Annotated in this window: 12 protein-coding genes; 7 read left to right on the top strand and 5 right to left on the bottom strand. The window is 67.1% G+C overall.

From position 1 onward, the window contains the following. Positions 1 to 230: 230 nt before the first annotated feature. From kdgD to ACODS5_RS12315, 4 genes are all read left to right on the top strand, one after another. Positions 231 to 1,142, top strand: coding sequence for a 5-dehydro-4-deoxyglucarate dehydratase (kdgD, locus tag ACODS5_RS12330; RefSeq protein ID WP_038706239.1), 912 nt, complete (start codon positions 231 to 233; stop codon positions 1,140 to 1,142). Positions 1,143 to 1,244: 102 nt separating this feature from the next. After that, complete coding sequence (locus ACODS5_RS12325; protein ID WP_489108792.1) at positions 1,245 to 2,594, top strand: MFS transporter; 1,350 nt, start codon at positions 1,245 to 1,247, stop codon at positions 2,592 to 2,594. A gap of 73 nt (positions 2,595 to 2,667) precedes the next feature. Continuing rightward, the gene (garD, locus tag ACODS5_RS12320) at positions 2,668 to 4,221 is read left to right on the top strand and encodes a galactarate dehydratase (RefSeq protein WP_489108791.1); all 1,554 of its coding nucleotides are present in this window, start codon (positions 2,668 to 2,670) and stop codon (positions 4,219 to 4,221) included. A 121-nt stretch (positions 4,222 to 4,342) separates the two neighbouring features. Then, entirely contained in the window at positions 4,343 to 5,923 is a 1,581-nt protein-coding gene (locus ACODS5_RS12315; RefSeq protein WP_489108790.1) for an aldehyde dehydrogenase (NADP(+)), read from the top strand. A gap of 50 nt (positions 5,924 to 5,973) precedes the next feature. Here ACODS5_RS12315 and ACODS5_RS12310 read toward each other — a convergent pair whose 3' ends face one another. Both ACODS5_RS12310 and ACODS5_RS12305 read right to left on the bottom strand, forming a co-directional pair. Next, positions 5,974 to 6,723 (bottom strand): FadR/GntR family transcriptional regulator, encoded by a 750-nt coding sequence (locus ACODS5_RS12310; RefSeq protein ID WP_134692092.1) that lies wholly within the window; start codon positions 6,721 to 6,723, stop codon positions 5,974 to 5,976. 79 nt (positions 6,724 to 6,802) lie between these two features. Next, positions 6,803 to 7,570, bottom strand: a complete 768-nt coding sequence (locus ACODS5_RS12305; protein ID WP_134692090.1) for an AraC family transcriptional regulator — start codon at positions 7,568 to 7,570, stop codon at positions 6,803 to 6,805. Between the two features lie 109 nt (positions 7,571 to 7,679). Here ACODS5_RS12305 and ACODS5_RS12300 point away from each other — a divergent pair, with 109 nt between their 5' ends. The 3 genes from ACODS5_RS12300 (at position 7,680) to ACODS5_RS12290 (ending at position 9,614) form a co-directional block, all read left to right on the top strand. After that, on the top strand, positions 7,680 to 8,495 hold the full coding sequence (locus ACODS5_RS12300; RefSeq protein ID WP_489108789.1) for a sulfite exporter TauE/SafE family protein: 816 nt from the start codon (positions 7,680 to 7,682) through the stop codon (positions 8,493 to 8,495). Positions 8,496 to 8,559: 64 nt separating this feature from the next. After that, positions 8,560 to 9,210: a DUF998 domain-containing protein gene (locus ACODS5_RS12295; RefSeq protein ID WP_489108788.1), complete on the top strand. Its 651-nt coding sequence runs from the start codon at positions 8,560 to 8,562 to the stop codon at positions 9,208 to 9,210. 74 nt (positions 9,211 to 9,284) lie between these two features. Next, on the top strand, positions 9,285 to 9,614 hold the full coding sequence (locus ACODS5_RS12290) for a hypothetical protein (RefSeq protein WP_489108787.1): 330 nt from the start codon (positions 9,285 to 9,287) through the stop codon (positions 9,612 to 9,614). 187 nt (positions 9,615 to 9,801) lie between these two features. On the opposite strand, the gene ACODS5_RS12285 is transcribed toward ACODS5_RS12290, so the two are convergent. From ACODS5_RS12285 to ACODS5_RS12275, 3 genes are read right to left on the bottom strand one after another with little or no spacing between them, the layout of a single operon-like run. Continuing rightward, the gene (locus tag ACODS5_RS12285; protein ID WP_134692086.1) at positions 9,802 to 11,121 is read right to left on the bottom strand and encodes a cytochrome c; all 1,320 of its coding nucleotides are present in this window, start codon (positions 11,119 to 11,121) and stop codon (positions 9,802 to 9,804) included. A gap of 11 nt (positions 11,122 to 11,132) precedes the next feature. Continuing rightward, on the bottom strand, positions 11,133 to 12,908 hold the full coding sequence (locus tag ACODS5_RS12280) for a GMC family oxidoreductase (RefSeq protein ID WP_430944926.1): 1,776 nt from the start codon (positions 12,906 to 12,908) through the stop codon (positions 11,133 to 11,135). An 11-nt stretch (positions 12,909 to 12,919) separates the two neighbouring features. Further along, positions 12,920 to 13,666, bottom strand: a complete 747-nt coding sequence (locus tag ACODS5_RS12275; RefSeq protein WP_489108786.1) for a gluconate 2-dehydrogenase subunit 3 family protein — start codon at positions 13,664 to 13,666, stop codon at positions 12,920 to 12,922. Positions 13,667 to 13,744 lie beyond the last annotated feature (78 nt).

Below are 13,744 nucleotides of genomic sequence, written 5' to 3'. Positions count from 1 at the left end.
AAGATCTCGTGTCGTCTTGCCGCCCCTATCGCAGCGCAAGCCCGCTCCCGCAGCCCGGCAGAGCTGTCACGTCATGACTATAGGCGCGGGCTGGCCGCGCGCTGAGGCCAGATCTGATCACTACCCCGCAGAAAATCCATGGACAGGGCTAGTCACAGAACAAGTTGTACGATAACTTACCTCTCACCTTGGTACCTCCTCCTTCCAAGCGCCACAGGATGCCTACAACAATGAATCCACAAGAACTGCAATCCATCCTCTCCCACGGCCTGCTGTCGTTCCCCGTCACCGACTTCGACGCGGCCGGCGACTTCAACCCCGCAGGCTATGTCAAACGCCTGGAATGGCTCGCCCCGTATGGCGCCAGCGCACTGTTCGCCGCCGGTGGCACCGGCGAGTTCTTCTCCCTGGCCGCCAGCGAGTACAGCCAGGTGATCAAGACCGCCGTCGACACCTGCGCCACTTCGGTACCGATCCTCGCCGGCGTCGGCGGCTCGACCCGCCAGGCCATCGAATACGCCAAGGAGGCTGAACGCCTGGGCGCCAAGGGCCTGCTGCTGCTGCCCCACTACCTCACCGAAGCCAGCCAGGACGGCGTCGCCGCCCATGTCGAGGCGGTGTGCAAGGCGGTGAACATCGGCGTGGTGGTCTACAACCGCAACGTCTGCCGGCTGAACGCCGACCTGCTGGAACGCCTGGCCGAGCGCTGCCCGAACCTGATCGGCTACAAGGACGGCCTGGGCGACATCGAGCTGATGGTGTCGATTCGTCGCCGCCTGGGCGATCGTTTCAGCTACCTGGGTGGCCTGCCCACCGCCGAGGTGTATGCTGCGGCGTACAAGGCGCTCGGAGTGCCGGTGTATTCGTCGGCGGTGTTCAACTTCGTGCCCAAGACTGCGATGGACTTCTACCACGCCATCGCCCGCGACGATCACGCCACCGTGGCCAAGCTGATCGACGACTTCTTCCTGCCGTACCTGGACATCCGCAACCGCAAGGCTGGTTACGCAGTGAGCATCGTCAAGGCCGGGGCGAAGCTCGCCGGTCATGACGCGGGCCCCGTGCGCACGCCGCTGACCGACCTCACCGCGCAGGAGTACGAGATGCTCGCCGCGCTGATGGACAAGATGGGCCCGCAATAAGCGAGCACCCCGCGGCCTGCCAAAGCCGCCGCCGGAGCAGGGACGCCCCGCTCCGGCCTACAACCAATCCCCGTATAAAAATAACGAGTGGGAGTAACCAGCATGCAAGCGACGCCAAAGACGCATGTACGCTACCTGATCCTGTTGATGCTGTTCCTGGTGACCACCATCAACTACGCCGACCGCGCCACCATCGCCATCGCCGGCTCCAGCCTGCAGAAAGACCTGGGCATCGACGCGGTCACCCTCGGCTACATCTTCTCCGCCTTCGGCTGGGCCTACGTGGCCGGGCAGATCCCCGGCGGCTGGCTGCTCGACCGCTTCGGCTCGAAGAACGTCTACGCCTTCAGCATCTTCACCTGGTCGCTGTTCACCCTGCTGCAGGGCTTCGTCGGCGGGCTGCCGGTGGCCTGGGCGGTGGTCACGCTGTTCACCCTGCGCTTCCTGGTAGGCTTCGCCGAAGCGCCGTCGTTTCCCGGCAACGCGCGGATCGTCGCGGCCTGGTTCCCCACCCAGGAGCGCGGCACCGCCTCGGCGATTTTCAACTCGGCGCAGTACTTCGCCACCGCGCTGTTCGCCCCGATCATGGGCTGGATCGTCTTCACCTTCGGCTGGGAACATGTGTTCGTGGTCATGGGCGCGCTGGGTATCGTGTTCTCGGCGGTGTGGCTGAAGACCATCTACAACCCGCGCCAGCACCCACGCATCGGCCAGGCCGAACTCGAGCATATCGAGCAGAACGGCGGCCTGGTGGACATGGACCAGAAACGCGGCGGCGACGGCCCGAAATGGGGCTACATCAAGCAGCTGCTGACCAGCCGCATGCTGCTGGGCGTCTACCTCGGCCAGTACTGCATCAACGCCATCACCTACTTCTTCCTCACCTGGTTCCCGGTGTACCTGGTGCAGGAGCGCGGCATGACCATCCTCAAGGCCGGCTTCATCGCCTCACTGCCGGCGGTATGCGGCTTCATCGGCGGGGTGCTGGGCGGGGTGCTGTCGGACTGGCTGCTGCGTCGCGGCAACTCGTTGACCTTCGCGCGCAAGCTGCCAATCGTCTGCGGCCTGCTGCTGTCGACCACCATGGTGTTCTGCAACTACGTCGAGGCCGAGTGGATGGTGGTCGGCTTCATGACCCTGGCGTTCTTCGGCAAGGGCATCGGCGCCCTGGGCTGGGCGGTGGTCGCCGACACCTCGCCCAAGCAGATCGCCGGCCTGTCGGGCGGGCTGTTCAACACCTTCGGCAACATCGCCTCGATCACCACGCCGATCGTCATCGGCTACATCATCAGCGCCACCGGTTCGTTCAAATGGGCCCTGGTATATGTGGGCGCCAACGCCCTGGTGGCGGTGTTCAGCTACCTGGTGATCGTCGGCCCGATCAAGCGCATCGAGCTCAAGGAGCCGCCCAAGCGCGAACCTGCGCCCGACGCCGAACTGGCCCGCCAGTAAGCCGGACACGTCGGCGCCCAACGGCGCCGGCGACAGCACCACGCCTGAGAGACAAGACAAGAAGGGCCTGACCATGCAGTTGATCGAACATTCCGAGTCGCCCCGCTACGTGCGCCTGCACCCCGACGACAACGTCGTGGTGGTGGTCAACGACGGCGGCCTGGGCGAAGGCGCGCGCTTTGCCGATGGCCTGACCCTGGTCGAGGGCGTGCCGCAGAGCCACAAGGTCGCCACCGTGGACATCCGCAAGGGCGAGGCGGTGCGCCGCTATGGCCAGGTCATCGGCCATGCCCTGGCAGACCTGCGCCAGGGCAGTTGGGTCAAGGAAGATCAACTGGCGATGCCGGCCGCGCCCGAGCTTGCCAGCCTGCCACGCTGCGACGCCGTGCCCGCCGCCCTGCCGCCACTCGACGGCTTCAGCTTCGAGGGCTACCGCAACGCCGACGGCAGCGTCGGCACCCGCAACATCCTCGGCATCACCACCACCGTGCAGTGCGTGACCGGCGTGCTCGACCACGCGGTCAAGCGTATACGCGCCGAATTGCTGCCCCGCTACCCCAATGTCGACGATGTGGTCGCCCTCACCCACAGCTACGGCTGCGGCGTGGCGATCAACGCCCGCGACGCCTACATCCCGATCCGCACCGTACGCAACCTGGCGCGCAACCCCAACCTAGGCGGGGAGGCGCTGGTCATCAGCCTGGGCTGCGAAAAGCTCCAGGCCGGCCAGGTGATGCACGACGGCGATCCGTCCGTGGACCTCAGCGAGCCGTGGCTGTACCGCCTGCAGGATGCGACGCTGGGCTTCGGCGAGATGATCGAGCAGATCATGGCCCTGGCCGAGACCCGCCTGAAAAAGCTCGACCAGCGCCGCCGCGAGAGCGTGCCGGCCAGCGAACTGATCCTCGGCATGCAGTGCGGCGGCAGCGACGCCTTCTCCGGCATCACCGCCAACCCGGCGCTGGGCTATGCCGCCGACCTGTTGGTGCGCGCGGGCGCGACGGTGCTGTTCTCGGAAGTTACCGAGGTGCGCGACGCCATCTACATGCTCACCTCCCGGGCCGAAACGCCGGAGGTCGCCGAAGCATTGGTGCGCGAAATGGACTGGTACGACCGCTACCTGCAGCAGGGCGCCGCCGATCGCAGCGCCAACACCACGCCGGGCAACAAGAAAGGCGGTTTGTCCAACATCGTAGAAAAAGCCCTGGGCTCGATCGTCAAGTCCGGCAGCGGCGCGATCCAGGGCGTGCTCGGGCCCGGCGAGCGGGTAACGCGCAAGGGCCTGATCTTCTGCGCCACCCCGGCCAGCGACTTCGTCTGCGGCACCTTGCAACTGGCGGCCGGGATGAACCTGCATGTGTTCACCACTGGTCGCGGCACGCCCTATGGCCTGGCCATGGCGCCGGTGGTCAAGGTGTGCACCCGCAGCGAGCTGGCCCAGCGCTGGCCGGACCTCATCGACATCGACGCCGGGCGCATCGCCAGCGGCCGGGCGAGCATCGAGGAGCTGGGCTGGGAGCTGTTCCATTACTACCTGGACGTGGCCAGCGGCCGCAGGCAGACCTGGGCCGAACAACACCGGCTGCACAACGACATCACCCTGTTCAATCCGGCCCCCATCACCTGACGAAGCGTGCCTGGGCCCTTCGCCGACAACACGCCCCCTGTGGGAGCCGGCTTGCCGGCGAAACGAGTGCGTAGCACTCGCCCAGGCCCTGAACCCAGCCATTCATCTACAGGAGCATTCCATGCCCGAAATCCTCGGCCACAACTTCATCGCCGGCCAGCGCAGCGCCCTTGGCCCGCAACGCCTGCACAGCCTCGACGCCACCAGCGGCGAAGCCCTGCCCTACAGCTTCGCCCAGGCCACCGAGGGCGAAGTCGACCGCGCCGCCCGCGCCGCCGCCGACGCCTTCAGCGCGTTCCGCCAACTGCCCCCGGCCCGCCGCGCCGAGTTCCTCGAAGCCATCGCCGCCGAACTGGACGAACTCGACGACCACTTCGTCGCCATTGTCTGCCGTGAAACCGCCCTGCCCGCCGCGCGCATCCAGGGCGAGCGCGGCCGCACCAGCGGCCAGATGCGCCTGTTCGCCCAGGTGCTGCGTCGCGGTGACTACCTCGGTGCGCGCATCGACCTGGCGCTGCCCGAGCGCCAGCCGCTGCCACGGGTGGACATCCGCCAGATGCGCATCGGGGTCGGCCCGGTGGCGGTGTTCGGTGCCAGTAACTTCCCGCTGGCGTTCTCCACCGCCGGTGGCGACACCGCCGCGGCCCTGGCCGCCGGCTGCCCGGTGGTGTTCAAGGCCCACAGCGGCCATATGGCCACCGCCGACCTGGTGGCCTGCGCCATCCTGCGCGCCGCCGACCGCACCGGCATGCCCAAGGGCGTGTTCAACATGGTGTTCGGCGGTGGTGTCGGCGAATGGCTGGTCAAGCACCCGGCCATCCAGGCCGTCGGTTTCACCGGCTCGCTGAAGGGCGGCGACGCGCTGTGCCGCATGGCCGCCGAGCGGCCGCAACCAATTCCGGTGTTCGCCGAAATGTCCAGCATCAACCCGGTGATCGTCCTGCCCGGCGCCCTGGCCAAGCGCGGCGAGGCCATCGCCCGCGAACTGGCAGGCTCGGTGTGCCTGGGCGCCGGCCAGTTCTGCACCAATCCCGGGATGGTGATCGGCTTGCAGTCCCCAGGTTTCAGCCAACTGCTGGGCGAGTTGGGCCGACACCTGGATCAGCAGGCCGGCCAGACGTTGCTCAATGCCGGCGGCCTGCGCAGTTATGTCGGCGGCCTGGAGCATCTGCAGGCCCACGCCGGCATCCAGCATCTGGCGGGGCAGCCGCAGCAAGGCGATCAGGCCCGCGCCCAGCTGTTCAAGGCCGATGCCCGCCTGCTGGCAGAGGCCGACCCGCTGCTGCAGGAGGAGGTGTTCGGCCCGGCCACGGTGGCCGTGGAGGTCGCCGACGAGGCGCAGTTGCGCGCCGCCCTGCTCGGCCTGCGCGGCCAGCTCACCGCCACGCTGATCGGCGAGCCGGACGACCTCGAGGCCTTTGCCTGGCTGGTGCCGCTGCTCGAAGAGAAGGTCGGGCGCATCCTGGTCAATGGCTACCCGACCGGCGTCGAGGTGTGCGACGCCATGGTCCATGGCGGGCCTTACCCGGCGACCTCGGATGCCCGTGGCACTTCGGTGGGAACGCTGGCGATCGATCGCTTCCTGCGGCCGGTGTGCTACCAGAACTACCCGCAGGCTTTGCTGCCGGAGGCGTTGCGCGACGGTAACCCACTGGGCGTGCGGCGCCTGGTTAATGGGCAGTGGTCCGACAGGGCGATTTGAGCGCCCTGAAAGCGTCATAGGGGGCCGCTTTTCGGCCCCTACCAACGTGATCAGCCCCGCTGCGCCTCGGCCTCTTCATGGGCCTGGCGCAGGCGTTCGCGGCTGTTGCTCAGGTGCATGCGCATGGCCATCTTGGCGCCTTCGCTGTCGCGCCGGGCGATAGCCTCGTAGATCGCCTCGTGCTCGTGCATCAACCGGCTCATGTAATGCGCCTGGTCGTCATGGGCCAGGCGCGCCGAGTTGAGCCGGGTACGCGGGATGATGCTGGTGCCCAGGTGATTGATGATGTCGGCGAAGTAGTGATTGCCGCTGGCCTGGGCGATGCGCAGGTGGAACTGGAAGTCCGCCGACACCGCATCCGAGGCATGGGCCGCGCCCTCGTTGAGCTCGTCCAGCGCGGCGCGCATGCCGGCCAGTTGCTCGTCGCTGCGACGCTCGGCCGCCAGGCCCGCCGACTCGATCTCCAGGGCAATGCGCAACTCCAGCACCGCCAGCACCTCGCGCAGGGTGACGATGGTCGCCGGGTCGATACGAAAACCCCCGGTGCTTGGGGTGTCCAGCACGAAGGTGCCGATACCGTGGCGGGTCTCTACCTGGCCTGCGGCCTGCAGCCGCGAAATGGCCTCACGCACCACGGTGCGGCTGACCCCCTCCTCGGCCATGATCTGCGATTCGGTGGGCAGCTTGTCGCCGCGCTTGAGCTGGCCGCTGCGAATGCGCTCGGTCAGCACCGTGACCAGTTCCTGGGCCAGACTGCGTGGCTTGCGCCGGGCCCGTGCCTGTACCTGCTGCTCTGTCATGCCCTGTCTGTCTGGTTGTGGAAGACAGGCGCGATGATAGCGCAAGCAGTTGTACGATCACATACGTCCGGGCGGGTTTTCATGCGCCCTGGCGCGCCGCCGAGGGCGTGTGACCCATGACCTTGCGGTACAAACTGGAAAATGCGCTGGGGCTCTCGTAGCCCAAGTCCAGGGCGATGGCCGTCACCGCCTCGCCCGCCGCCAGGCGGGTCACCGCTGCCATCAGGCAGGCCTGCTGGCGCCATTGGCCAAACGACAGTCCGGTCTGCTCGCGAAAACGCCGGCTGAAGGTGCGCGGGCTGCAGTTGAGTTGACGGGCCCAGGCCTCGGCGCGGGCATGGATCAACGGCTGCGCCAGGAACGCCTGGCACAGGGCCGCCAAACGTGGCTCCCTCGGCATCGGCGCGAACAGCGGCAGGCGCTCGGCCTGGCCCAGCTCGTGCAACAGCAGCCCCAGCAGCAGGCCGTCGCGCCCCGCCTCGTCATGCAGGGCCGGCACTTCGGCGCTGGCAAGCAACAGCTGGTGCAGCAGCGGTTCGACGCGCAATGCCTCGCATAGCGGCCCTGAGCGGGGCAGCGCTGTCGGCTCGATGTACAGGCTGCGGGTACTCACGCCGCGCATGCGTACCTGGTGCGGCTTGCCGGGAGGAATCCACACGCCGCTGCCGGGTGGAATGACCCAGGCGCCATCGTCGGTCAGCACCTCCATCAGCCCGCTCATCCCATAAAGAAATTGCGCCCGGCGATGGACATGCCTGGGCAACAGGGTGTCGGGCGGGTAATCGGTAGCGATGGCCAGTACCGCACGGGGGGTGGCATCGATCTGGGACAGGGGAACATTGCGCATGACAGCAGGCTCTGGCCGTGATGCGATGATTATTGGCCAACTGGCGCAAGCCAGCCAAGGGGCAGGCACCTACGCTGAGAGCCCCTGTCCTGGCCCTGAGGCTGTTCCCATGCTCTACCCCCTGCTTGGCCTGTTCGGCCTGTGTGCCGGCGTCACCACCTTGCTGTTCGGCTTCGGCGGCGGGTTCTTCGCCGTGCCGCTGCTCTATGCCCTGCTGCTCACCAGCCACGGCGCCGGCACGGCCGTGGCGGAGCATGCCATGCAGATCGCCGTGGCCACCTCGGCCACGCTGATGATCTTCAGCAGCGCCCTGGCCACCTGGCGCCACCACCGCGCAGGCAGCCTGCGCTGGGACCTGGTACGCCCCCTGGCGCCGGCCATTGCCGTCGGCGCCCTGCTCGGCGCCTGGGCCGCCCTGTACGTGACCAGCGCCTGGCTGCGCGGGTTGTTCATCGCCTATCTCCTGCTCAGCCTGCTCGATGCCTGGCTGCGCCCGGGCTTCGTCCGCACAGGCGGGCAGGCACTGGCTGGAATGAGCCGTGCCGGCGCGACCCTGGCCGGCCTGCCCATCGGCGCGCTGGCGGCGCTGCTGGGCGTGGGTGGCAGCGTGATGACCGTGCCACTGATGCGCCGCCGCGGCGCCAGCATGCGCACCGCCACCGCCATGGCCAATCCGTTGTCGCTGCCCATGGCCCTGGCGGCCACGCTGGTCTATGCCCTGGTGCCAAGTAGTCAGGCTGACCTTGGCGCCGGCCTGCTCGGGCTGATCGACCTGCGCGCCGCGCTGGTGATGACGGTCGGCGCCTGGTTGGGCATGCACCTGGCCGCGCCCTTGCTGGGGCGCATCCCCGACCATGTGCATGCCCGGGCCTACCTGGCGCTGCTGGCCTGCGTACTGTTGGTGATGCTGCTCGTTGGCGATTGAGCCTGGCCATCGGTCATGCCCGCGCTGTAGGCTGCGACCTGCTCTCTCCAAGGAAGGAAACCGCATGAAGACGTTCGATCGCCTGCTGCTCGCCACAGGCCTGCTCATTCCGCTCTGGCTGCTGTCGGGCGTTGGCCTGACCGCCCTGGCCTATCCCGGCTACGACCATCTGCAGCAGGCCATGAGCCAGCTCGGCGCGGTCGGCGCGCCGACCCATGGCCTCTCGCCCTGGGTCAACAACTTCCCGCTGGCGTTGCTCTTCGGCCTGTTCGCCTGGGGCCTGGCGCGGCGCTGGCGCTACTCGGGGCTGGCTCAGTCGAGCGCGGGGCTGGTGCTGTTGCACGCTGTCGGCAGCCTGGGTACCGGCTGGTTCCCCTGCGACCAGGGCTGCGCGCCGCTGGAGCCGTCGTTCTCGCAACAGATGCACAACCTCAGCGGCCTGCTGATGTTCCTCTCGCTGACCCTGGCCAGCGTGTTGTGGATCTGGCTGGGCAAACGTGTGGCAGGCTCCCCGTGGCTGGGAAGGTGGTCACTGCTGTGCTCGGTGCTGGCGATGATCACCGTGGTGCTGATGGCCAAGGCCGCGCAAGGCGGTGAACTGTTCGGCCTGTACCAGCGCCTCAACTACGGCATCAGCGTGTTGTGGGTTGCAGCCCTGGCCCTGCAATCGCTGCGCGCGCACAGCCGCGATGGTCTGCAAATGGCCATCGCCTGACGGCAAACTGCTGGCCCCCAGGCGTCGAAAGCGCGGGCAAACTTCGTTTTCCTTCAGATGCTTAGGACAGCAACATGCGCGTAATTCTAGCAACCGTGGCTGGCTGCCTGCTGGCCACGACCGCCTTCGGCGCCCAGGCCCGGGCCCTGAGCCAGAACGATCGCCAGGTGTGCGGCTGGGGCGCGCAGATCGCCGCCGAGGCGCAACAGGCCAAGCTTTCCGGGGTGACCCTGTACGCCACGCGCAAGAAGCTGCAGGTACGCAAGTTCGCCAAGCCATGGATGCGCATGACGGCGTTCGGGATCACCGAGCAGACGTACAACAGCCGCTCGCGGCTGAAGCCGGCGGCGATCAAGCAGACGTATTACGAGCAATGTACCCAGCACGCAGTTTCTAAAAAATAATTCATATAATTCAAATGGTTATGAGCTATATGAAATGTAATTTATTAGAACATGTTGAAGTGATTTCGAGGTATTCAGCGGCGTAATCGGCAACCGGTGGGAGCGGGCTTGCCCCGCGATCTGGCCAAGCGGCCATCGCGGGGCAAGCCCCCTCCCACAACACCTCCCGGTCAATCGGGCCTGTCGATCAAGGCTCGGTAATCCCCGTGGTATCGCCGATCAGCGTCTGCGCCTTGAGCGGCACCGGTGCCGCCTTGCGCAGCGCCGCCACCTGCCCCGCGGTCACCGCCGCGGCCTGGTTGCCCCAGCTGCTGCGAATGAAGTTGACCACATCGGCCACCTGCTGGTCCGACAGCCGCCAGCCGAAGCCGGGCATGCTGAACGTCGACGGCGCGCTCGCCGTGGCCGGCAGGGTCGCGCCTTCCAGCACGATGTGGATCAGCGAGGTGGCATCCTGCCCCTGCACCACCGGATTGCCCGCCAGCGCCGGGAACACCCGGGCATAGCCCTGGCCGTCGGTACGGTGGCAAGCCCCGCAGTTGTCCACGTACAACGCCGCGCCCGTCTTGCGGTCATTGCCTTGCCACAGCGCCTGGGCCACGCTGGGGTCCGCCTGGAACGGCTGGTCGTCCGGGTTGCTCGGCGGCAAGGTCTTCAGGTAGCGGGCAATGGCCGTCAGGTCGGCATCGCTCATGTACTGCATGCTGTGCTCGACCACGTCGCTCATGCCGCCGAACACCGCGGTGCGCTCGTTGCGGCCGGTCTTGAGGAAGGCGACGATCTGCGCCTCGTTCCAACTGCCCAGGCCGTCCTTGTGGTCGCCGCGCAGGCTCTTGGCGATCCAGCCCTCCAGCGGTGCGCTGCCGGCCAGGAAGGCATCGCCGTCGGTGGTATCCAACGCCTTTTCCTGCATGGTGATCGCCCGTGGCGTATGACAGGCCCCGCAATGGCCCAGCCCTTCGACCAGGTAGGCACCTCGCGCCACCACCGGATCACGCCCTGCAGCCTCGAACGGCTTGACCTCGGGCGCGAACAACCCACGCCAGAACGCCAGCGGCCAGCGCATGCTCAATGGCCAAGGGATGTCGCTGGCCTTGTTCTGCTGCGCCACCGGCTGCACGCCGTGCATGAAGTAGGCATACAGCGCCTGCATGTCCTGATCGCTGACCCGGGCATAGGACGGGTATGGCATGGCCGGATACAGCGTGCTGCCATCCTTGCCGATGCCCTGGCGCACGGCGCGCTCGAAGTCTTCGTAGCGGTACTGGCCGATGCCGCTGGCGTGCGGGGTGATATTGGTCGAGTACAGGGTGCCGATGGGTGTTTCCATCGGCAGCCCGCCGGCGAACGGCTTGCCGCCCTTGGCGGTGTGGCAGGCCACGCAGTCGCCGGCACGGGCCAGGTACTCGCCCTGCTTGACCAAGGCTGGATCGACGCCGTCGGCGGCGTGCAGCAAGGTGCTCGCACCCAGGCCGAGCATGGCGATGAACAGTGTCTTGAGTTTCATGACCGGCCTCCTCATGCCTGCACCAGTGGGCCGGGGTTCTTAAGATAGCGTTCGCGGATCGCCCGCGCCGACCAGTAGGTCAACGCCGCCACCAGCCCGGTGGGGTTGTAGCCCAGGCCCTGGGGGAAGGCCGAGGCGCCAGGCACGAACACGTTGTGCACGTCCCAGCATTGCAGGTAGCGGTTGAGCGCGCTGGTCTTCGGGTCGGTGCCCATGATTGCGCCGCCATTGAGGTGAGTGGTCTGGTAGGTGGAGGCATCGAAGTGCTGGCCGAAGGCCTTTTTGCCCGCGCTGATCGCCTTGGGCCCCATGGCCTCGGCGATCTTGCCCATGCGCTCGACCATGAAGCGGTTCATCTTCACGTCGTTGTCTTTCCAGTCGAAGGTCATGCGCAGCAACGGCTGGCCGTAGGCGTCCTTGTACACCGGGTCCAGGTCGAGGTAGTTGTCGCGGTAGGACTGGTGCGCGCCGTGGGCGTCCATCGACAGCATGTGCCGGTAGCTGTCGGCCACCGCGGCCTTCCAGCCACTGCCCCATTTCGGCGTGCCCGGCGGCACCTTGGTGCCGGAGATCGGCTTGGCGCCCGCCTGGTTGACCCAGAACGGCGAGCCGCCGACGAAACCGTGGGGGCCATGGTCGAAGTTATCGGCATTGAAATCGTCTACCGCCACACCGTTGCCGCCGGCACCGATGAAGGGGTTGGTGTGGTGGCTGTCGCGGTCGAAGAACGCGGTCACGGTGGAGATGTTCTGGTAGGCGAAGTTGCGCCCCACCACGCCTTGGTTGCTGACCGGATCGTAAGGCTTGCCGATGCCCGAGAGCAGCATCAGGCGCACGTTGTTGTACTGGAAGGCGCCGAGGATCACCAGGTCGGCCGGTTGCTCGACCTCGCGCCCCTGGCTGTCGACATAGGTCACGCCGGTGGCCAGGCGTTTGTCCTCGGTCAGGTTGACCCGCAGCACATGGGCATTGTTGCGCAACTCGAAGTTGGGCACCTGGCGCAGGGCCGGCAGGATGTTCACGTTGGGCGAGGCCTTGGAGTACATGTAGCAGGCATAGCCGCTGCAGTAACCACAGAAGTTGCACGGTCCCATCTGCGCGCCGTACGGGTTGGTGTAAGGCCCGGAGGTGTTGGCCGACGGCAGGTTGTAGGGGTGATAGCCGACTTCACGGGCGGCCTTCTCGAACAGTTGCGCCGACACGGTGTTCTTCTGCGCCACCAGCGGGAAGTCGCTGGAGCGGTCGGCGGCAAACGGGTTGCCGCCCTTGTCGCGGCCCACCACCTGGCCCTTGATCGACCAGGCCGTGCCGGAGGTGCCGAACACCTTCTCGGCGAAATCGAAGTACGGCTCGAGCTCTTCGTAGCTCACGCCGAAGTCCTGGATGGTCATGCCTTCGGGGATGAAGGCCTTGCCGTAGCGCTCCTCGTAGTGGCTGCGCAGGCGCAGCTCCACCGGGTCGACGCGAAAATGCACGCCGGACCAGTGCAGCCCCGCCCCACCCGTGCCGGTGCCGGGCAGGAAGGCGCCGAACTGGCGATACGGCACGGCCACGTCGTTGACGCTGTGGCGCAGGGTCACGGTCTCGCGGGAGATGTCCATGAACAGCTTCTTGCGCGAGTTGTAGGTCAGCTCGTCCATGGTCTGCGGGTAGACGCCATCCGGGTAGGTGTCCCGGGCCGGGCCTCGCTCCAGGGCAACCACCTGCAGGCCGGCCTCTGTCAGCTCCTTGGCCATGATCGCCCCGGCCCAGCCGAACCCGACGATGACTACATCGACTTTTTTCATCTGGCTCATGCTTACCCCCGCTCGCCGCTGATGGAGACCGACGGGAACGGATAACGCTCGTCGCGCTCCACCCAGTCCATGAAATCGGCGCGAGCGCCGGGGAAGCCCACCAGCTTCCAGCCGACCAACCCCTGGTTGCCGCCGTGCAGCGGATCACTGAAAAAGCCTTCGCGGGTGTTGAGCCAGAGCATGTTGAAGAAGGTGGCCGCCGGCAGCGAGGCAAATGTCGCCGTACCGCCGTCCAGGGCCTCCAGTACCTGCTGCTGGCGCGCAAGATCGAGCTGGGCGAACGCCTTGCCGAACTGCGCCTTGCACCAGGCGTCGGTCTCGGCGATGCCCAGCCGGTAGATTTCCTGGGGGTTGAGCTTGAGCTGGTAGCCCAGCTCGCTGGGGGCGTCGGGGTGGAATGGCCCCTGCATGTACCACAGCCCGCCACTGCCGTAGCGGGTGTTGAGCTGGCGGTCGATGAACTCGGGCACGCCGGCATCGGCCGCACCCGCGCCCAGGGCATCAGTGGGGATGAGCACGGCCACGGCGGCGCTGACGAAGGCCCACTCCTCCTGGGTGAAGAAGGTCGGCTGGTAGGCGCGCGCGGTAACCGGCCGGGCCGGTTCAGCGGGTGTCGGGGTGGCGCTGTCGGCGAGCACTGCACCGCCCAGTCCGGTGCTGGCGAGGGTCGCCACCGGGATCAGGGTCAGGGATTGGCGCAGGAACGCCCGGCGCGCCGGTTGCACGGAGGCGGGTTGGTCCTTGGACATGAGGATGTCTCTCTGTTGATCAGGTCATACGGGAATCGTCGCCCTTTTCGCCAATGGAGATCCCGCCGGCCACGCAAG

The sequence above is a fragment of the Pseudomonas sp. FG47 genome (assembly GCF_057809115.1).
Note: the sequence above shows the minus strand (reverse complement) of the source record. Positions and strands in the feature narration are given on the sequence as shown.